At 62.1% G+C, this 18,547-nt stretch carries 16 protein-coding genes; 9 read left to right on the forward strand and 7 right to left on the reverse strand.

The window, feature by feature from the left end:
* Positions 1-17 precede the first annotated feature (17 nt).
* From dsbG to Q7C30_RS18895, 4 genes are all read right to left on the reverse strand, one after another.
* The gene (dsbG, locus tag Q7C30_RS18880; protein WP_317872376.1) at positions 18-776 is read right to left on the reverse strand and encodes a thiol:disulfide interchange protein DsbG; all 759 of its coding nucleotides are present in this window, start codon (positions 774-776) and stop codon (positions 18-20) included.
* Between the two features lies 1 nt (position 777).
* Positions 778-1,617, reverse strand: a complete 840-nt coding sequence (locus Q7C30_RS18885; protein WP_317872377.1) for a TlpA disulfide reductase family protein — start codon at positions 1,615-1,617, stop codon at positions 778-780.
* Positions 1,617-3,347 carry a protein-disulfide reductase DsbD gene (locus tag Q7C30_RS18890; protein WP_317872378.1) on the reverse strand — a complete coding sequence of 577 codons (1,731 nt, stop codon included), beginning with the start codon at positions 3,345-3,347 and terminating at the stop codon, positions 1,617-1,619. The genes Q7C30_RS18885 and Q7C30_RS18890 overlap by 1 nt, the downstream gene beginning before the upstream one ends.
* A 122-nt stretch (positions 3,348-3,469) precedes the next feature.
* A complete protein-coding gene (locus tag Q7C30_RS18895; RefSeq protein WP_317872379.1) occupies positions 3,470-5,398 on the reverse strand; it encodes a transglycosylase SLT domain-containing protein in 1,929 nt (642 codons plus the stop codon).
* Positions 5,399-5,633: 235 nt separating this feature from the next.
* On the opposite strand from Q7C30_RS18895, the gene Q7C30_RS18900 reads away from it, so the two are divergent.
* On the forward strand, positions 5,634-7,565 hold the full coding sequence (locus Q7C30_RS18900) for an ATP-binding cassette domain-containing protein (RefSeq protein WP_317872380.1): 1,932 nt from the start codon (positions 5,634-5,636) through the stop codon (positions 7,563-7,565).
* 57 nt (positions 7,566-7,622) lie between these two features.
* On the opposite strand, the gene Q7C30_RS18905 is transcribed toward Q7C30_RS18900, so the two are convergent.
* Positions 7,623-8,063 (reverse strand): universal stress protein, encoded by a 441-nt coding sequence (locus Q7C30_RS18905; RefSeq protein ID WP_317872381.1) that lies wholly within the window; start codon positions 8,061-8,063, stop codon positions 7,623-7,625.
* A 107-nt stretch (positions 8,064-8,170) separates the two neighbouring features.
* Between Q7C30_RS18905 and Q7C30_RS18910 the strand changes: the two genes are divergently transcribed.
* The 7 genes from Q7C30_RS18910 (at position 8,171) to Q7C30_RS18940 (ending at position 16,396) form a co-directional block, all read left to right on the forward strand.
* Complete coding sequence (locus Q7C30_RS18910; protein ID WP_317872382.1) at positions 8,171-8,608, forward strand: hypothetical protein; 438 nt, start codon at positions 8,171-8,173, stop codon at positions 8,606-8,608.
* A 466-nt stretch (positions 8,609-9,074) separates the two neighbouring features.
* A complete protein-coding gene (gene fadB / locus Q7C30_RS18915; protein ID WP_317872383.1) occupies positions 9,075-11,222 on the forward strand; it encodes a fatty acid oxidation complex subunit alpha FadB in 2,148 nt (715 codons plus the stop codon).
* 31 nt (positions 11,223-11,253) lie between these two features.
* On the forward strand, positions 11,254-12,429 hold the full coding sequence (gene fadA / locus Q7C30_RS18920) for an acetyl-CoA C-acyltransferase FadA (RefSeq protein WP_039578792.1): 1,176 nt from the start codon (positions 11,254-11,256) through the stop codon (positions 12,427-12,429).
* A gap of 77 nt (positions 12,430-12,506) precedes the next feature.
* Positions 12,507-12,758, forward strand: coding sequence for a DUF1653 domain-containing protein (locus tag Q7C30_RS18925; protein WP_317872384.1), 252 nt, complete (start codon positions 12,507-12,509; stop codon positions 12,756-12,758).
* 100 nt (positions 12,759-12,858) lie between these two features.
* A complete protein-coding gene (gene topA, locus Q7C30_RS18930) occupies positions 12,859-15,468 on the forward strand; it encodes a type I DNA topoisomerase (protein WP_317872385.1) in 2,610 nt (869 codons plus the stop codon).
* A gap of 121 nt (positions 15,469-15,589) precedes the next feature.
* Positions 15,590-16,111, forward strand: coding sequence for a DUF6586 family protein (locus tag Q7C30_RS18935; RefSeq protein ID WP_317872386.1), 522 nt, complete (start codon positions 15,590-15,592; stop codon positions 16,109-16,111).
* A 51-nt stretch (positions 16,112-16,162) separates the two neighbouring features.
* Positions 16,163-16,396, forward strand: coding sequence for a hypothetical protein (locus Q7C30_RS18940; protein ID WP_029613032.1), 234 nt, complete (start codon positions 16,163-16,165; stop codon positions 16,394-16,396).
* A 48-nt stretch (positions 16,397-16,444) separates the two neighbouring features.
* Here the strand turns inward: Q7C30_RS18940 and sulA are convergent, their stop codons facing one another.
* Together sulA and lexA are read right to left on the reverse strand one after the other, a co-directional pair.
* Positions 16,445-16,921, reverse strand: coding sequence for an SOS-induced cell division inhibitor SulA (gene sulA / locus Q7C30_RS18945; RefSeq protein WP_317872387.1), 477 nt, complete (start codon positions 16,919-16,921; stop codon positions 16,445-16,447).
* Positions 16,922-16,934: 13 nt separating this feature from the next.
* Positions 16,935-17,543 (reverse strand): transcriptional repressor LexA, encoded by a 609-nt coding sequence (gene lexA, locus Q7C30_RS18950; protein ID WP_317872388.1) that lies wholly within the window; start codon positions 17,541-17,543, stop codon positions 16,935-16,937.
* 241 nt (positions 17,544-17,784) lie between these two features.
* On the opposite strand from lexA, the gene Q7C30_RS18955 reads away from it, so the two are divergent.
* Positions 17,785-18,498 carry a TetR/AcrR family transcriptional regulator gene (locus Q7C30_RS18955; RefSeq protein ID WP_317872389.1) on the forward strand — a complete coding sequence of 238 codons (714 nt, stop codon included), beginning with the start codon at positions 17,785-17,787 and terminating at the stop codon, positions 18,496-18,498.
* Positions 18,499-18,547 lie beyond the last annotated feature (49 nt).

Genomic DNA, 18,547 nt, shown 5'->3' on the forward strand with positions numbered 1-18,547 from the left:
CTGACAAATCTATCAGGTCAACGCTTGCCGAGGATCTTGCCCAGCATTTCCGGGCGCGGAGCGCCTTGTTGACTCTGCAATTGCCCTTGCTCGTCGCGGTAGAAGATCGCGGGCGTTGCGCCCAGCCCCAGGTCCTCCATCAGTGCCTGATTGGCGGTGAGCTGCGCTTGAACCGACTCAGGAATGCTTTCCAGCGGCTTCAGCGTGCTCGCCTTACCGGCGCTCTCATGCGCCTGCAGGGCCTTGGCCGGGTCCTTGGCGGCCAGCAGTGCGGCGGATTTGCCTGGGCTGTCCGGCCGAATGATGCCGACCATGATATGGCGCAGTTGCACCTTGCCCGAGGCGACCCATGGCCGAGCCTGTTCCCAGAACATGTTGCAGTAGGGGCAGTTCGGGTCGCTGAACAGGTAGACGGTGCGTGGTGCGTCAGCCTTTCCATCGGCGATCCAGGCGGCGTTCTCCAGCTTCGCCCAGATAGCCTTGCTCATCGGGGCGTAGACCAGCTTATCCAGCGGTTCGGCGCTCAGGTCCTGGCCCTGCTCGTCGAACAGGCTACCGACCAGCACGTGCTTGCCATCGGGCGTCAGGTACAAGGCAATCCCTTTGTTGTGATACTCGGCGGCATAGCCACGCAGGCCGTCGGGCGCATCGAAGCTGCCTTTGATCACGGCACCCTTGGCCTCCATCTGGCGGATGGGCTCGGGCCAGGATTCGGCCTGGGTCAATGGGGCGGCAAGCAGGGTCACCATCAAAGTCAGCAAAGCGGTCATTCGCATGTCATTGTCCTCGTGCAGGGGGAGCGTCGGGTTTGGCGGGCCGTTCGAGTGTGGTAAGGCCGTTGAGCAGGCTGGCGCGCGACAATTCGCCCAGATGGCTGCCAGTCAGGCGACCGTGAGCGTCGTAGAACAGGGTAGTGGGCAGGGCCATCGAGCCGACCTGTTGGGCCAGTTGTCCGGCTCCATCGAACAGCACATGTTGCAGGCTCAGCCCGGTAGTGGCGAGAAAGGTGCTGACGCTCTCGACCGTCTCGCCCTGGTTGACGAACAGAAAGGTCACCTCGGGATGGTCGCTTTGCGCCTGTTGCAGCACCGGCATTTCTCTCCGGCAGGGCGGGCACCACGTGGCCCAGAGGTTGATCACCAGAGGCTTGCCGCGATAGCTGTGCAGCGCCACCGCCTCGCCGCTGGCGTTGCGCAGGGCCAGATCCGGCAACTCGGTGCCTTTGCTGTACAGATGGCTGCCCAGACTCGCCAACCCCCAGAACAGGGCGCCGCTGAACAGTGCCCAGCTGAGTGGGCGGCGGAGGGCAGGGCGGCGCAGACCTTGCCAGAGCGTGGCGGCGACGATTCCGAAAAGCCCGCCCCAGAGCTGAAAGCCGCCATCACGAATGTCGATGATCTGCAGCGGATCGTCGCGGTACATGGCCCAGTACTGGAGGACGAAGCCAAGGCGGGCGCAGAGCACGCCGATCAGGAACACATTGAACAGCGCCGATTCCGGATTCTCCCCGCCCCGGCGCGCCACCGCCCAGCCGACCAGGCAGGCGACACCCAACGCCATGAGCAGCAGCAGGTGATTCAAGGCCATGGTCAGCGGCCCCAGGGTTATCGTCAGCATCATCCTTCACTCCTGATCCTGGCCCAGTGTTGCAGGAACGTGGTGGCATCGACCTCGCCGGTGATACGCCGATGGCGCCGTTCCTCGCCTTCCGGGCCGATCCACACCAGCGTGGGTGGTCCCGGAACCTGGTAGCGCTGCAACAATGCGCGGCTGGCCGGGGTGTCGGCGGTGACATCCAGGCGCAGGATGCGCACATCGTCCAGGCTGGCTTGGACGTCGCTGCGAGCGAACACTTGCTTGTCCATCACTTTGCAGGAAGCGCACCAGTCGGCGTAGTAATCGATCAACACCCATTGCTGATTGGCCTTGGCAGCGTCGAGTTCACGCTGCAGCGCTTGAGGGTTGTCCAGCGTGAGGGCTTGCTCCTGATGCGTGTCGGGCGTGGTGCCTGCTGGGGTGCCAACGAAGGGCTGCAAGGGCTGCCACAGGTCGCCACCGCCCGCCGCAGCGCCGACCAGCAGCAACCCTCCCCACAGTCCACCCAGTAATGGCAAGACGCGCAGTGCAGGCAGGCGTTGCAAGCCAGGCCAGGCCGCCCAGGCCAGGGCGATCAACCAGCCCCCGGCCAGCGCCAGCAGCAGCGGGCTGGGGAGCAAGGTGCGTACGGTATACAGGGCCATGGCCAGGAACACGAAGCCGAATACCCCTTTGACCCGATCCATCCAGGCGCCAGGGCGAGGCAGGTAGCGGTTGCCCACCGTCACCAGCAACAGCAGCGGCACGCCCATGCCCAGCCCTAGGCTGAACAGCACCAGTGCGCCGTGCACGACATCGCCGCTCTGCGCAATGTACAGCAGCGCACCGGCCAGCGGAGCCGTCATGCAGGGCCCCAGCAGTAGCCCCGACAGCGCACCGAGCAGCGCCGCTCCATACAGGTTACCGCCCCGCGCCCCGCGCCCGGCGCGGTCGAGACGGTCGCGCAGGGCGGTCGGCAACTGCAACTCGAAGGCACCGAACATCGGCAGGGCGAGGATCACGAACAACGCGGCCAGGCCACCCAGCAGCCAGGGTTGTTGCAGCCAGGCCTGCACACTCGCCCCCAGCAGGGCGGCGATCACGCCCAGCGCGGCGTACACCAGTGCCATGCTCAGTATGTAGACCGCAGCCAACATTGCCCCGCGCCGTGCGCTGGCGCCGTTGCCCATGACCAGTCCCGCCAGGATCGGCAGCATCGGCAGCGAACAGGGCGTAAAGGCCAGCAGCAAGCCCAGGCCGAAGAAGGCCAGCAGGCTCCAGGCCAGGCTGGCGTCCTGCAGGCTGCTGGCCAGCGACTGGTCGCTGGCTTGGCCGTCGAGGGCGGCGGTCGATGGCGACGCAGCCGCCTGGCCCCCGAGGTCGATCACCGTGGTCTGGGGTGGGTAGCACAACCCCGCATCGGCGCAGCCTTGCCAGCCCAGGCGCAGCGAGCCACTGGCACCGGCAGGCAGCAGCAGTTCCAGCTCGGTGCGATACACCGCGCTGTCACCGAAGAACTCGTCGTGATGATTGAGTGCCTGTGGCAATTGCGGCTGTTGTTCGGGCGCAATGCCGTCGAACTTCAGGCGCTTCTGGTAGAGGTAATAGCCGTCCTTGATCTGGAAATACAGGCGCGTCTGACCGGAGGGTAGACGGTCGTGGGTGAGTACGAAGGCCTGGTCCACCGGCAGGAAGTCCGGCTTGGGGGCAAAGGGGTTGGCCTGAAGTGGGCCGGCGAGCAGGAAGGTCAGAAGCAGCAGGAGAACACGCATGTCGACGCCTTGGCAGTGCAGTGATTGCACCATGCTGGAGCGAGCTGATTAACCGTGGGTTAACCCAGTCCGACATGAGGCCCTTTCAAAGCCGTGGGAAGGCTCCGAAAGGGCTGTGAGGCTTACATGTCGTCGAAGTAGCGCTCGTGCCAGTCCACCAACGGTTGCGGTACGTTGAGTTTCTGGCCGTAGATGACCGAGTACGACAGGACGTTCTGCACGTACTGACGGGTTTCATCGAATGGAATCGACTCGACCCAGACATCGAAACTCAAGTGCTTGGCGCCTTTGAGCCACTGCCGCACGCGGCCCGGGCCGGCGTTGTAGGCAGCCGATGCCAGCACCCGGTTGCCGTTGAACTGCCCATGTACCTGGCTGAGGTAGGCGGCGCCCAGCTGGATGTTCTTGTCCGGGTCCAGTACCTGCGCTGGCGAGGCCAGCGGAATGCTGAACTTGCGCGCGGTCTCCTTGGCGGTGCCTGGCATCAGTTGCATCAGGCCGCTGGCGCCCACGGGCGATCGGGCGTCGTCCATGAACGCGCTTTCCTGGCGGGTAATAGCGAACACCCAGCTCGAATGCAGGCCGCGGACCTTGGCTTCGCGCACCAGGGTGTCGCGGTGGGCCATGGGGAAGCGAATGTCCAGATCGTCCCAGTACTGGGCCTGGCTGATGGTGCGGATGGCCGGGAAGTACCAGCGCAGATCGTAAGCCAGGCGCGCCTGGGCGACCATCTCGTCGCGGTTGAAGTGACGGCTGACGTGGTACCACTCGCGCCGCCCCTCGACGATCTGCCCGCGCGCATGGAATTCCAGGGCGCGGCGCACGCCGGGCGTGTTGCGCACTTTGTTCAGCAGGGCCTGGCTCAGCACCAGCGGTTTGTTGTTGAGCTGGTAAGGCGTCTGCGCCCGATCGGCAGCCAGGAAGCCATAGAAGTCGCGCTCACGCGACACGTTCTTGTACAGCAGCGGGATCTGCGGGTTGTTCGGTTGCGCCAGTTCCAGGCTGCGCGCCTGCCAGTAGCGCCAGCGGCTGCTGCCGGCCAGGTCCTGGGGTAGGCGTCGGCTCAGTTCGTAGGCGTCCTCCCAGCGGCCCAGGCGCAGCAGCAGGCGCATGCGCCATTCGCTGACGGTGTTGTCGCGCAGCTCCGGGTCGTAGCGGGTCATCAGGTCGAGTGCGCGGGGGTCGTAGCGGCGGGCGAGGGTGAGACCGATTTCGCGGGCGATGGCGACTTTTTCATCGCGTGAGAAGCGCATGCGCTGGGCGTAGTCGTCGAGCAGCGCCATGGCCTGGTCCGGATCCTGGCGTGCCAGGCGACGCAGGCCCAGGCTGACGACATCGGACATGGCGTCACTGGCCGGCTGGAAGCGGGAAGGCTGCTTGAGCAGTTCCGGTTTCTGCGCCACGTCGATCAGCAACTTTCCCTGTGTGCCGAGCGTGGGCAGGGTCTGTACCAGGTTATTGGCCAGACTGTAGTTGCGTGCTTCGGCCGCCAATTTGGCCCGTTGCCAGCGCCGCGCCTCGGTGAGCTGGCCCTCGGCGGCCCACAGACCGAACAAGGTATCGCAGGTCGCTGGTTGCGACTTGCCGACATTCCACAGCTTCTCGGCCGTGGCGAAACCTTCGGCGCGCTGGCCGCTGGCCAGTTGGTACTGGCCATTGAGGCAGTCCAGTTCGGTGAAATTGAGTTTGGCGTCGTAATAACGGGCGAAGGTTTTCCAGTCGCCGCGTTCGGCCAGCCAGCGCAGCCAGCGCAATTTCATCCAGTTGGCCTGGGGAAGGTCGCCGTGCTTTGCGAGAAACCCCTCGATTTCCTCGTTGCTGGCGGTCTTCAGCCGTGCGGTGAGTTCGTCGTAGGCCAGGTAAGGGGTCAGCGGGTAGTCGCTCAGGGCTTGGGCGTAGCGCAGGTAAGGCCCCTTGTCGCCCTTGGCGAGTGCGCGTTTGGCCTCGTCGTAGTACTGGCGCTGCTGGGTGATGTCGGTGGCGTGGGCAGCGCTCGCGGTGGCGGCGCTGAGCACCAGGCAGGAAACGAAGTGGAACAGGCGGCTGCGCATGAGACGTCCGGGCAGTTGAACCATGAGAAAGTGACGGCGAAGCCAACACTGGTGAGGTCGTTTGGTTCCTAGCTTAGCCGGTTGCCGGTCGTGGATGAAAGCACTGTGCTTGTATCGAATCGTGAACCTCGACCACGCGTCGCAAAGCCTGCGCTGCGCCAGCACACCGCTGCATGCACCGGCCAAGGCAGGGCAAAAGTCAGGTAGAATGCGCGCCCGGTTTTTGGAGATGATCATGACCCTGCTCAAATTCAGCGATGTGTCCCTCGCGTTCGGTGCCATGCCGCTGCTGGACAAAGTGTCCTGGCAGATCGCCCGTGGCGAGCGGGTGTGCATCATCGGTCGCAATGGCACTGGCAAGTCCAGCATGCTGCGCCTGGTCAAGGGTGAGCAAAAACCCGACGAAGGTGACATCTGGCGTGCCCCCGGGCTGAAAATTGGCGAGCTGCCGCAGGAACTGCCGGTGGCCGACGACCGCAGCGTGTTTGACGTGGTGGCCGAGGGTCTGGATGGCGTTGGCGCCTTGCTCGCTCAATACCATCACCTGAGCCAGAACATCCAGGGCGACGACGACCTGGACAAGCTGATGCACGTCCAGCACGAGATCGAGGCCCGCGATGGCTGGCGTCTGCAACAGGTCGTGGAAAGCACCCTGAGTCGCCTGCAACTGCCGGCGGACAAGACCCTCGCCGAGTTGTCCGGCGGCTGGCGTCGACGTGTCCTGCTGGCTCAGGCCCTGGTGTCCGAGCCCGATCTGCTACTGCTCGATGAGCCGACCAACCACCTGGACATCGGCGCCATTGCCTGGCTGGAAGAGGCCCTGAATGGCTTCAACGGTGCCGTGCTGTTCATCACCCACGACCGTTCCTTCCTGCAGAACCTGGCCACCCGCATCCTCGAACTGGACCGTGGCGGACTGATCGACTGGAACGGCGACTACGCCAGTTTCCTGGTGCACAAAGAAGCGGCGCTGGCCGCAGAAGAGACCGCCAACGCGCTGTTCGACAAGCGTCTGGCCCAGGAAGAGGTCTGGATCCGCCAGGGCATCAAGGCCCGGCGTACCCGCAACGAAGGGCGGGTGCGCGCCCTCAAGGCGCTGCGCGTGGAGCGCGGTGAGCGTCGTGAGCGCCAGGGTCGGGCGAACATCCAGATCGAGGTCGCGGACAAGTCTGGCAAGCAGGTAATGCTGCTGGACAACGTCAGCTTCGCCCATCCCGAAGGCCCCAAGCTGGTCAAGGATTTCTCGATGGTGCTGCAGCGTCAGGACCGCATTGGCCTGCTCGGCGCCAACGGCACTGGCAAGACCACCTTGCTCAAGCTCATGCTCGGCGACCTGGAGCCCACCAGTGGCAAGGTCGAGCGCGGCACCAAGCTGGAGGTCGCCTACTTCGATCAGATGCGTCACCAACTCGACCTCGAGAAGACGGTGATCGATAACCTGGCCGAGGGCCGCGACTTCATCGAAATCGATGGTCAGAACCGGCATGTGCTGAGCTACCTCGGCGACTTCCTGTTCAGCCCGCAGCGTGCGCGCACACCGGTCAAGGCCTTGTCTGGCGGCGAACGCGCACGGCTGCTGCTGGCCAAGCTGTTCAGCAAACCGGCGAACTTGCTGGTGCTGGACGAGCCGACCAACGACCTGGATGTGGAAACCCTGGAGTTGCTCGAAGAGGTGCTGGCCAACTTCAAGGGCACCGTGCTCATGGTCAGCCACGACCGGGCCTTCCTCGACAATGTGGTGACCAGCACCCTGGTGTTCGAAGGGCAGGGCAAAGTGCGGGAGTATGTCGGGGGCTACGAGGACTGGATTCGTCAGGGCGGCTCGCCCAAGTTGCTGGGGGTGGCCGAGAGCAAGGGCGGCAAGTCCGCGCTCAATAGCGCTGTGGTGGAGAAGGTCGAGGTGGCTGACGTGCCCGAACCTGCTGTCGCCCAAACCGCCGACAGCGGCAAGAAAAAGCTCAGCTACAAGCTGCAGCGCGAACTGGAGATGCTGCCTGGGCAGATCGATGCACTGGAGCAGAAGATGGCTGTCCTGCAGGAGCAGGTAAGTGCTTCGGACTTCTACCAGCGGCCGATTGCTGAAACCTCGCAGGTGCTGGCCAAGCTCGAACAGTTGCAGGCTGAGCTTGACGCGCTGGTCGAGCGCTGGGCTGAACTGGAGGGCTGAGCGGACCCTGGCACTGCATTCGCGACCTGAGTCACGAGGGCAGTGCCAGCACGGGCATCAGTCCTTTTTCAGCAGTCGCACGGCCAGCACATCGCACGGTGCGCCGTGCAGGACGTCATTGGCCGTGGAGCCCAGCAGCAGCGCCAGGCCATGACGGCCATGGCTGCCGACCACGATCAGGTCGCAGGCTTCATCGGTGGCCAACTGGTGGATCTCCTGGCGAGGCTGGCCATATTTCAGGTGCGAATCACCGCGATTGATGTCGGGATACTTGGCGTACAACCGGTCCATGCGCTCCTTGGCCTGGTCGAACTGCTGCTGTTGCAGTTGCGACAGGTCCATCGGTACGTCGCCACCGAATGCCATGGCCATGGGCTCTACGATATGCACCAGCGACACCTTGGCGCCGGTCGGTTCGGCGAGCTTCATGGCGCGCTTGATCACCGGGTCGCATTCCTCGGTCAGGTCGACGGCGACCAGAAGATGTTCGTAGGACATGAGCGGGACTCCTGAAAATCGCGATAGTAAAAGTATGGTCGCTTTCTGGCCCGGCGAGATGAAATGACCAAGCCGCGCCTGTGCAACGCATTATGGGGGATACAGATATGACGGTATGGCTGGTGGTGTCAATCCTTGCGCTGATTCTCAGCCCGCTGGCCTGGCTGCGTCCCTCGCGCAAGCAGAGCGAGCAAATGAACCTGCGGCTGGAGGGCCGGCGCATGGGTCTGGCCATGCAGCTCAGCCCGCAGAAATGGCCGCATTGGCTGGAAAGCGAGCCGCCCAGTCCATGCCCCCAATACCACCGTGCGCGGCGCAGAGGGCATGAGGATACCTGGTGCTACTGGCAGGTGAGCCCCGGCGTGTGGCTGAACACCTGGCGTGAGCCCTGCGAGGAACCGCGCTTGGCACAATGCTTCGCGCGCTTGCCTGCCACCGTCTATAAGGTGGAGGCTGATAGCCGCATGATCGCGCTGTGCTGGAGTGAGCGTGGCGACACGGCTGTTCTTCAGGACATCGCGCATACCCTGGAAGCACTCGCCTGAACCTTTCCCCAGTCCTGGCAGCCACGTCGATCCCGCTGATCCTCAGGGCAAAAAGGCCAGGCTTGCGCCCCGTCAACAGCGAAAGCGCCTGCAACTTCATCGGCGCGTTCATGCTTTCGTCTGAGCTGACTTCTTTTCCTACGCCATTTTCACCGCATCACGCCTGAATTGCCGTGATGAATGGTGAGCAATCAGGCTCATCCTGTTTTTTCAAATCTGTAACAAAATGACTGGAAAGTCGCTTTTTTCGGGGGCTTGTGGGTATTTGACAACTTCGGCCTTTTCGGAGAATGTGTGCGGACCCAAATCAAACGGGCGTATGAATTGAGCGTTTGTATGTTCACATCGCTCGTCCAGAATCCCGACCAGCGCGCTGACGGGTGTGCCTGGCAGTAGGTCTTGCAAGCGACCCGGCTGCCAGCGTTCGGCGTGTACAGTTCAGCTTCCATATCGTGGAGATCAGTTGATGATTTACGAAGGTAAAGCCATCACGGTTAAGGCTCTTGAAAGCGGCATCGTCGAACTGCGCTTCGACCTCAAGGGTGAGTCCGTCAACAAATTCAATCGCCTGACCCTGAACGAGCTGCGCCAGGCAGTCGATACGATCAAAGCCGATGCGTCCATCAAGGGCGTCATCGTCAGCAGCGGCAAGGACGTGTTCATCGTCGGTGCCGATATCACCGAATTCGTCGATAACTTCAAGCTGCCCGAGGCCGAACTGGTCGCCGGTAATCTGGAAGCCAACCGCATCTTCAGCGACTTCGAAGACCTGCAGGTCCCGACCGTGGCCGCGATCAACGGCATCGCTCTGGGCGGCGGTCTGGAGATGTGCCTGGCCGCCGACTACCGCGTAATGGCCAGCAGCGCCAAGATCGGCCTGCCGGAAGTCAAGCTGGGCATCTACCCAGGCTTTGGCGGCACCGTGCGTCTGCCACGGCTGATCGGCTCGGACAACGCCATCGAGTGGATCGCCTCGGGTAAGGAAAACCGCGCCGAAGACGCCCTGAAAGTGGGCGCCGTCGATGCCGTGGTCGCGCCTGAACTGTTGCAGGCCGGTGCCCTGGACCTGATCAAGCGCGCCATCAGTGGCGAGCTGGACTACAAGGCCAAGCGCCAGCCAAAGCTTGAGAAGCTCAAGCTCAACGCCATCGAGCAGATGATGGCCTTCGAGACGGCCAAAGGCTTCGTCGCCGGCCAGGCTGGGCCGAACTATCCAGCGCCGGTCGAGGCCATCAAGAGTATCCAGAAAGCTGCCAACTTCGGCCGTGACAAGGCCCTGGAGGTTGAAGCCGCCGGTTTTGCCAAGTTGGCCAAGACCTCGGTGGCCGAGAGTCTGATCGGGCTGTTCCTCAACGATCAGGAACTCAAGCGCAAGGCCAAGGCCCACGACGAGATCGCCCACGATGTGAAGCAGGCGGCCGTGCTCGGCGCCGGCATCATGGGTGGCGGCATCGCCTACCAGTCGGCGGTCAAAGGTACGCCGATCCTGATGAAGGATATCCGCGAGGAAGCGATCCAGTTGGGCTTGAGCGAAGCCTCCAAGCTGCTCGGCAACCGCGTCGAAAAAGGTCGTCTGACCTCGGCGCAGATGGCCGAGGCGCTCAACGCCATCCGCCCGACCCTGTCCTACGGCGACTTCGCCAACGTCGACATCGTCGTCGAGGCCGTGGTCGAAAACCCGAAGGTCAAGCAGGCGGTGCTGGCCGAGGTGGAAGGGCAGGTCAAAGACGATGCCATTCTGGCCTCCAATACCTCGACCATCTCCATCAACCTGCTGGCCAAGGCGCTCAAACGCCCGGAAAACTTCGTCGGCATGCACTTCTTCAACCCGGTGCACATGATGCCGCTGGTCGAAGTCATCCGCGGCGAAAAGTCCAGTGACGTGGCGGTCGCCACCACCGTGGCCTACGCCAAGAAGATGGGCAAGAACCCGATCGTGGTCAACGACTGCCCGGGCTTCCTGGTCAACCGCGTGTTGTTCCCTTACTTCGGCGGCTTCGCCAAGCTGGTCAGCGCAGGCGTGGACTTCGTGCGCATCGACAAGGTCATGGAGAAGTTCGGCTGGCCCATGGGCCCGGCCTACTTGATGGATGTGGTCGGCATCGACACCGGCCACCACGGCCGCGATGTGATGGCCGAGGGCTTCCCCGACCGCATGAAAGACGAGCGTCGCTCCGCCGTCGATGCCCTGTACGAGGCCAATCGCCTGGGTCAGAAGAACGGCAAGGGCTTCTACGCCTACGAAACCGACAAGCGCGGCAAACCAAAGAAGGTCGCCGATGCGTCGGTCCTGGAAGTGCTCAAGCCCGTGATCTACGAGCAGCGTGAAGTCAGCGACGAAGACATCATCAACTGGATGATGGTGCCGCTGTGCCTGGAGACCGTGCGCTGCCTGGAAGACGGCATCGTCGAGACGGCCGCCGAAGCGGACATGGGCCTGGTCTACGGCATTGGCTTCCCTCCCTTCCGTGGCGGCGCGCTGCGCTACATCGACTCGATCGGTGTGGCCGAGTTCGTTGCCTTGGCCGACCAGTATGCCGATCTGGGTCCGCTGTACCACCCGACTGCGAAGCTGCGTGAAATGGCCAAGAACGGTCAGCGTTTCTTCAACTGAACGGCCACTGAGCTAGAGCGAGAATATTGATATGAGCCTCAATCCAAGAGACGTGGTGATTGTCGACTTCGGTCGCACGCCCATGGGTCGTTCCAAGGGCGGCATGCACCGCAACACCCGCGCCGAAGACATGTCGGCGCACTTGATCAGCAAGCTGCTGGAGCGCAACGACAAGGTCGATCCGAAGGAAGTCGAGGATGTGATCTGGGGATGCGTCAACCAGACCCTGGAGCAAGGCTGGAACATCGCGCGCATGGCCTCGCTGATGACCCCGATTCCGCATACCAGCGCTGCGCAGACCGTCAGCCGACTGTGCGGTTCGTCGATGAGCGCGTTGCACACTGCCGCCCAGGCGATCATGACCGGGAACGGAGATGTGTTCGTGGTCGGCGGTGTCGAGCACATGGGGCACGTCAGCATGATGCACGGGGTCGATCCTAACCCGCATCTGTCACTGCATGCGGCCAAGGCCTCCGGCATGATGGGCCTGACTGCCGAAATGCTCGGCAAGATGCACGGCATTACTCGCGAGCAGCAAGACCTGTTCGCGCTGCGCTCGCATCAGTTGGCTCACAAGGCTACGGTCGAGGGCAAGTTCAAGGACGAAATCATCCCGATGCAGGGGTACGACGAGAACGGTTTCCTCAAAGTCTTCGATTACGACGAGACCATTCGTCCGGAAACCACCCTCGAAGGTCTGGCGGCGCTCAAGCCTGCGTTCAACCCCAAAGGCGGTACGGTCACCGCTGGCACGTCGTCGCAGATCACCGATGGTGCTTCGTGCATGATCGTCATGTCCGGCCAGCGCGCCATGGACCTTGGCATCCAGCCGTTGGCGGTCATCCGCTCGATGGCCGTGGCCGGTGTCGACCCTGCGATCATGGGTTACGGTCCGGTGCCATCGACCCAGAAAGCCCTCAAGCGCGCGGGCCTGAGCATCGGCGACATCGACTTCTTCGAGCTCAACGAAGCCTTCGCCGCACAGGCACTGCCAGTGCTCAAGGATCTGAAAGTGCTCGACAAGATGGATGAGAAGGTTAACCTGCACGGCGGCGCCATTGCCTTGGGCCATCCGTTCGGTTGCTCCGGTGCACGGATTTCCGGCACCCTGCTCAACGTCATGAAGCAGAATGGCGGCACGCTGGGCGTGGCCACCATGTGCGTCGGCCTGGGCCAGGGCATCACCACTGTCTTCGAACGCGTCTGATCGCGTCGCAGGACAGCAGCCGGGGCCCTGTGCCCCGGTTTTGTTTTTTACAGGGTTTGTGCGCGAGAGGACGTGACATGCAGATACAGCCAGGTGTGTACCGGCATTACAAAGGGCCTGAGTACCGTGTCTTCAGTGCCGCGCGGCATTCCGAGAGCGAAGAGTGGATGGTCTTCTACCAATGCCTGTATGGTGATTACAGCTTTTGGGTGCGGCCTCTCTCGATGTTTCAGGAGTCGGTCGAGGTTGACGGCGAGCAGGTGCCGCGCTTTGCTCTGCTCAGGGCTGAAGACGGGCTCTTGGCACGGGGTGCAAAGGCCGTCGAGTGATCGACCGCGCTTGACCTCACTCCTACGCCACTATATATAGCGGTGCCGCGTGCGGCACCTGACGCGTTTTTCATCTTCAGATTCAGGAATACTCCGATCCATGGGCAAATCGCTGGTCATTGTGGAATCCCCGGCCAAGGCCAAGACCATCAACAAGTACCTGGGCAACCAGTACGTGGTGAAGTCGAGTATCGGCCATATCCGAGACCTTCCCACCAGCGGTTCGGCCAGTACGGCCAAGGAGCCGGCTGCCAAGCGCGGCAAGACCGCTGCTCAGGCGTCGACCCTGACGCCGAAGGAGAAGGCTCGCCGGCAACTGGTGGCGCGCATGGGTGTCGATCCGGAGGCGGGCTGGAAAGCTCAGTACGAGATCCTTCCCGGCAAGGAAAAGGTGATCGACGAACTGCGCCGTCTGGCCAAGGATGCCGACACCATCTATCTCGCAACCGACTTGGACCGCGAAGGGGAAGCCATTGCCTGGCACCTGCGCGAAGCCATCGGTGGTGATGACAGCCGCTACAAGCGCGTGGTGTTCAACGAGATCACCAAGAAGGCCATCCAGGAAGCGTTCTCGCAACCGGGCGACCTCGACATCGACCGTGTCAATGCCCAGCAGGCGCGTCGCTTCCTCGATCGCGTGGTCGGCTACATGGTGTCGCCGCTGCTGTGGTCGAAAATCGCCCGCGGCTTGTCTGCCGGTCGTGTGCAGTCGGTGGCCGTGAAGCTGGTGGTCGAGCGTGAACGCGAGATTCGTGCCTTCAATCCCGAGGAGTACTGGGAAATCCACGCCGATCTCGGTACCGCGAAGAACGCCAAGGTGCGCTTCGAGGTCGCCCGTGAACGCGGCGAGGCCTTCAAGCCGCTGAATCAAGCCCAGGCCATGGCCGCGCTGGAGAAGCTCAAGGCTTCCAGCTACAGCGTGATCAAGCGTGAAGACCGTCCGACCAGCAGCAAGCCCTCGGCGCCGTTCATCACCTCCACGCTGCAGCAGGCTGCCAGCAACCGCCTCGGTTTCGGGGTGAAGAAGACCATGATGATGGCCCAGCGTCTTTACGAAGCGGGCTACATCACTTACATGCGAACCGACTCCACCAACCTCTCCACCGATGCGGTGGAGATGGCGCGCAGCTACATCGAGAGCGAGTTCGGCAAGCAGTACCTGCCAGCGGCGCCGATCGTGTATGGCAGCAAGGAAGGTGCCCAGGAGGCGCACGAAGCCATCCGGCCTTCCGACGTCACGACCCATCCCACCAAACTCAGTGGCATGGAGCGCGATGCCGAGCGCCTGTACGAGCTGATCTGGCGCCAGTTCCTCGCTTGCCAGATGCCGCCTGCGCAGTACCTGTCCACCAGCGTCACCGTTGCTGCCGGTGAGTTCGAGCTGCGCGCCAAGGGTCGCATCCTCAAGTTCGATGGTTACACCCGTGTGCAGCCCCAGCAGACCAAGCCGGGCGAAGACGATGTGTTGCCGGACATGGCCCAGGGCGAGTCGCTGGCGTTGCTTCAGCTCGATCCTAGCCAGCATTTCACCAAGCCGCCTGCGCGCTTCACCGAAGCGAGCCTGGTCAAGGAAATGGAGAAGCGCGGTATCGGTCGCCCTTCGACCTATGCAGCCATCATTTCCACCATTCAGGATCGCGGCTACGTGACGTTGCACAACCGCCGCTTCTACTCCGAGAAGATGGGCGACATTGTCACCGAGCGCCTGTCCGAGAGCTTCTCCAATCTGATGGACTATGGCTTCACCGCCGGCATGGAGGAGAACCTCGATGACGTCGCCCACGGCGAGCGTGACTGGAAGAACGTGCTTGATGAGTTCTATGGCGACTTCAGCACGAAACTGCTGACGGCCGAATCCAGCGAGAATGGCATGCGGGCCAATCAGCCGACCCTCACCAACATTCCGTGCAAGGAATGCGGGCGGCCGATGATGATTCGCACCGCTTCCACTGGTGTGTTCCTGGGCTGCTCGGGCTACAGCCTGCCGCCGAAAGAGCGCTGCAAGGCGACCGTCAACCTGGTTCCAGGTGATGAGATTGCCGCAGACGACGAGGGTGAATCCGAATCCTTGGTGCTGCGCGGCAAGCATCGCTGCCCGATCTGTTCGACGGCGATGGATGCTTACTTGCTGGACGAGAAGCACAAACTGCACATTTGCGGCAACAACCCAGACTGCCCGGGCTACGAAATCGAAGAGGGCAGCTACCGGATCAAGGGCTACGAAGGCCCAAGCCTGGAATGCGACAAGTGCGGCAGCGAGATGCAGCTCAAGACCGGCCGCTTCGGCAAGTTCTTCGGCTGCACCAATCCGGCCTGCAAGAACACCCGTAAGCTGCTCAAGAATGGCGAGGCCGCGCCACCGAAGATGGACAAGGTGGACATGCCTGAGTTGCGCTGCGAGAAGGTCGACGATACCTATGTGTTGCGCGACGGCGCCTCCGGGTTGTTCCTGGCTGCCAGCCAGTTCCCGAAGAACCGCGAAACCCGCGCGCCCCTGGTCCTGGAAATCGTGCCGCACAAGCATGAGATCGACCCCAAGTACCATTTCTTGTGCGAAGCGCCGCAGAAAGACCCGGACGGCCGCCCGGCAGTGATCCGCTACAGCCGCAAGACCAAGGAGCAGTACGTTCAATCCGAAGTCGACGGCAAGCCGACCGGTTGGAAAGCGTTCTATGACGGCAAGGCGTGGAAGGTCGAAGACAAGCGCTGATGCTTCGATGACATGGAGGGGCCGCTTGTGTGCCTGTCACGGATGACGTGATGAGCGCGCTCGCGGCCCCGATCATTTATGATGCAAGCCCATTGCCTTGCAGTCAGGGAGGTCATTGAACATGGCCCAGGAACTCTACACGCGCACCAATCAGAAGCTGTTCTTCGCGGGGCTTGCCCTGGAATCCATGGCCAAGGCTGAGCAGAGCGGCGCGATGAACGCTCAGGGGCTGATCCAGGCAGAGCGTGAGTCTGCGCTCTTTCATTTGTATGGCGCGCTTTTAGGGCTGTGCCACGAAATCGCCGGATTCTACCGCCTGCCTCAGGCCGCAGCACCGCGTGCCGAACTGTTGCTCAGCGATGAAACGCTGAGCGCTGTGGCCATTCCGGAAATGGCCGAGATGCTGGAACTGGCACGCCAGCCGCAGACTTGGTTAGCCCAATTGCTTAGCGCTTATGCCGATTTGTTCCAACCACCGGTCGAGAGGAAAATCGCCAAGATTGATGTGACTCAGCCTTTGATTCAGGCGGTCAATCTCGACGATTGCGAGGAAGTTGCGGTTTCGCGCGTTGAGTTGGAAAGATGGCGTCAGGCGTTGAAAGGGCTTGCAAGACGTTTCCGCGACGCGTTGAGTGAGTGCTGACAGACTGCGTGGCTGGTACACTACTCGCCTTTCGTGAACAGCAGGCCCCTTATGTCAACGTCCTTTCTAGAAATTGTCGAATTGCCTGATGGTCGCATCGAGCTGCGTCGTGCCGAGGACGAAGGTTCGTTGGTCACTCTGGATTTTTCCGAGGATGCCAAGGTGTTCTTGCAGGGGCAGCACGTTGAAGTGGCCAAGGCGATGCTCAGCGTGGGCGTGCAGATGGCTGGTAAATTGATTGAGGGTGAGTTCGAACGCGATGAAGGGCCGCGCGTTCTCCACTGAACCTTGACTCAGCCGTCATCAAAATCTCACACAGTCAAAGCCTGAACATTAGCCGAGGCGGATGTTCAGGCTTTGTGCGTTTCCACAGGTGGCTGCGTGAATGAGCTGCTGGCGGTTGCTGGCATTGATGTTGCCAAGCCAACTGACCACGGTATGGCTGTGACCCAGGCGCAAGGCCTCACAGGCTAATTGCAGTGCGCTTTGGCTGTTGCCAGGTTGCAGCAGCAGGATCCGCTCCCGGTTGAGCCCAGCATGGCGTAGCCAGGCCTGAGTCAAGCTCGAGGGCGGCGCGATCAGGGTGAGCCAGCGCGCATCATCCACATCGCTCAGTTCGCGAAGGATAGGAGCCAGCAGGCTGTGACAATGCCCTGGGGCGCCGCGCAGTGACAGTTCGCTGAACAGCTCGGGCCGGTTCGCCATGTGCGGCAGTTCGCGGCTCTTCAGGCCAGGCAGCACGGGCTGTGCGAGGAAGGCTTCGAACAAGGGCAATTGTGCGGGCTGCGTTGAGTGGGCGGACTGCTGCATGACGCCTCCAGGATCAGCGGCGTATGACGCCGACGCTCAAGCCCTCGATCACCAGTTCCTGATCGTTCAGGTTCACTTCGATCGGGGCGAATTCAGGGTTTTCGGCGATGAGCCAGACCTTGCTGCCTTCGCGCTTGAAGCGCTTCACGGTGACTTCGTCTCCGATGCGGGCAACGACGATCTGGCCGTTGCGTGCTTCGCGGCAGGTATGCACCGCGAGCAGGTCACCGTCGATGATGCCGATGTCCTTCATGCTCATGCCGTGGACGCGCAGCAGGTAGTCGGCGCGGGGATGGAAAAAGGCCGGGTTGATGTTGCAAGATTCTTCGATGTGCTGCTCAGCGAGGATCGGTGCGCCGGCGGCGACGCGGCCGATGATCGGCAAGGCATTGTCTTGCGGTTTGCTTTCAACGCCTGGGATGCGAATGCCGCGGGAAGCCCCCGGGGTCATTTCGATTGCACCTTTGCGCGCCAGCGCCTTGAGATGTTCCTCGGCGGCATTGGGGGACTTGAAGCCCAGCTCCTGAGCGATTTCCGCGCGGGTGGGGGGGAATCCGTTGTCTTCGAGGCAACGTTTGATGAAAGCCAGGATCTCGGCTTGGCGTGGCGTGAGTTTCAGCATGGCGAGTGGCTCTGTCTTTTTATACAGTGACTGGGATTATATACAGTGGATGGCAAGCTGCAAGCTGCAAGCGCCAAGAAAAATCCATGCGCGCCTGTGATGTCATGGCAACCCCTCGTGTTCCGTGGCTTGCAGCTCTTTCTCGGGTAGTGGAAATTACTCGACCGATGGGTCACTGAATCTTGACAGCGTCACGCCTGAAACGTATGTTTCAAACAACTGTTTGTCAGGCGGATAAGTCATGGCCCAATCGGAAACCGTTGAACGCATTCTCGATGCTGCCGAGCAGCTGTTCGCCGAGCGAGGTTTCGCAGAGACCTCGCTGCGTCTGATCACCAGCAAAGCAGGTGTCAACCTGGCGGCGGTAAACTATCACTTCGGTTCCAAGAAAGCGCTGATCCAAGCGGTGTTTTCGCGTTTCCTCGGGCCGTTTTGCGCCAGCCTGGAGCGTGAGCTCGAGCGGCGCCAGGCGCAGCCAGAAGCCAAGCCAAGCCTGGAAGAACTGCTCGAGATGCTCGTGGAGCAAGCTTTGGTCGTGCAGCCGCGCAGCAACAATGACCTGTCGATCTTCATGCGTCTGTTGGGCCTGGCCTTCAGTCAGAGTCAGGGGCACCTGCGGCGCTATCTGGAAGATATGTATGGGAAAGTGTTTCGACGCTACATGCTGCTGGTCAACGAGGCCGCTCCGCGCATCCCGCCTCTGGAGCTGTTCTGGCGCGTGCACTTCATGCTGGGTGCTGCCGCGTTCAGCATGTCCGGTATCAAGGCGTTGCGGGCTATCGCTGAAACCGACTTCGGCATCAACACGTCGATCGAGCAAGTCATGCGTCTGATGGTCCCCTTTCTGGCAGCCGGTATGCGCGCCGACACCGGCGTGACCGATCAGGCCATGGTGGCCGCGCAACTGCGTCCGCGCAGCAAAAGCCCGGCCACTGGCACACCGGCCAAGGCGTGAAGGCTGGGCGGGGCAGGGCGCATCCGCTAAGCTAGCGCCCATGCCGTTA

The sequence above is a fragment of the Pseudomonas sp. RAC1 genome (assembly GCF_030658255.1).
Lineage (GTDB): Bacteria > Pseudomonadota > Gammaproteobacteria > Pseudomonadales > Pseudomonadaceae > Aquipseudomonas > Aquipseudomonas boreofloridensis.

Coding starts and splice junctions, on each gene's coding strand:
- dsbG (WP_317872376.1), bottom strand. CDS start 776: ATGCGAATGACCGCTTTGCTGACTTTGATGGTGACCCTGCTTGCCGCC.
- Q7C30_RS18885 (WP_317872377.1), bottom strand. CDS start 1,617: ATGCTGACGATAACCCTGGGGCCGCTGACCATGGCCTTGAATCACCTG.
- Q7C30_RS18890 (WP_317872378.1), bottom strand. CDS start 3,347: ATGCGTGTTCTCCTGCTGCTTCTGACCTTCCTGCTCGCCGGCCCACTT.
- Q7C30_RS18895 (WP_317872379.1), bottom strand. CDS start 5,398: ATGCGCAGCCGCCTGTTCCACTTCGTTTCCTGCCTGGTGCTCAGCGCC.
- Q7C30_RS18900 (WP_317872380.1), top strand. CDS start 5,634: ATGACCCTGCTCAAATTCAGCGATGTGTCCCTCGCGTTCGGTGCCATG.
- Q7C30_RS18905 (WP_317872381.1), bottom strand. CDS start 8,063: ATGTCCTACGAACATCTTCTGGTCGCCGTCGACCTGACCGAGGAATGC.
- Q7C30_RS18910 (WP_317872382.1), top strand. CDS start 8,171: ATGACGGTATGGCTGGTGGTGTCAATCCTTGCGCTGATTCTCAGCCCG.
- fadB (WP_317872383.1), top strand. CDS start 9,075: ATGATTTACGAAGGTAAAGCCATCACGGTTAAGGCTCTTGAAAGCGGC.
- fadA (WP_039578792.1), top strand. CDS start 11,254: ATGAGCCTCAATCCAAGAGACGTGGTGATTGTCGACTTCGGTCGCACG.
- Q7C30_RS18925 (WP_317872384.1), top strand. CDS start 12,507: ATGCAGATACAGCCAGGTGTGTACCGGCATTACAAAGGGCCTGAGTAC.
- topA (WP_317872385.1), top strand. CDS start 12,859: ATGGGCAAATCGCTGGTCATTGTGGAATCCCCGGCCAAGGCCAAGACC.
- Q7C30_RS18935 (WP_317872386.1), top strand. CDS start 15,590: ATGGCCCAGGAACTCTACACGCGCACCAATCAGAAGCTGTTCTTCGCG.
- Q7C30_RS18940 (WP_029613032.1), top strand. CDS start 16,163: ATGTCAACGTCCTTTCTAGAAATTGTCGAATTGCCTGATGGTCGCATC.
- sulA (WP_317872387.1), bottom strand. CDS start 16,921: ATGCAGCAGTCCGCCCACTCAACGCAGCCCGCACAATTGCCCTTGTTC.
- lexA (WP_317872388.1), bottom strand. CDS start 17,543: ATGCTGAAACTCACGCCACGCCAAGCCGAGATCCTGGCTTTCATCAAA.
- Q7C30_RS18955 (WP_317872389.1), top strand. CDS start 17,785: ATGGCCCAATCGGAAACCGTTGAACGCATTCTCGATGCTGCCGAGCAG.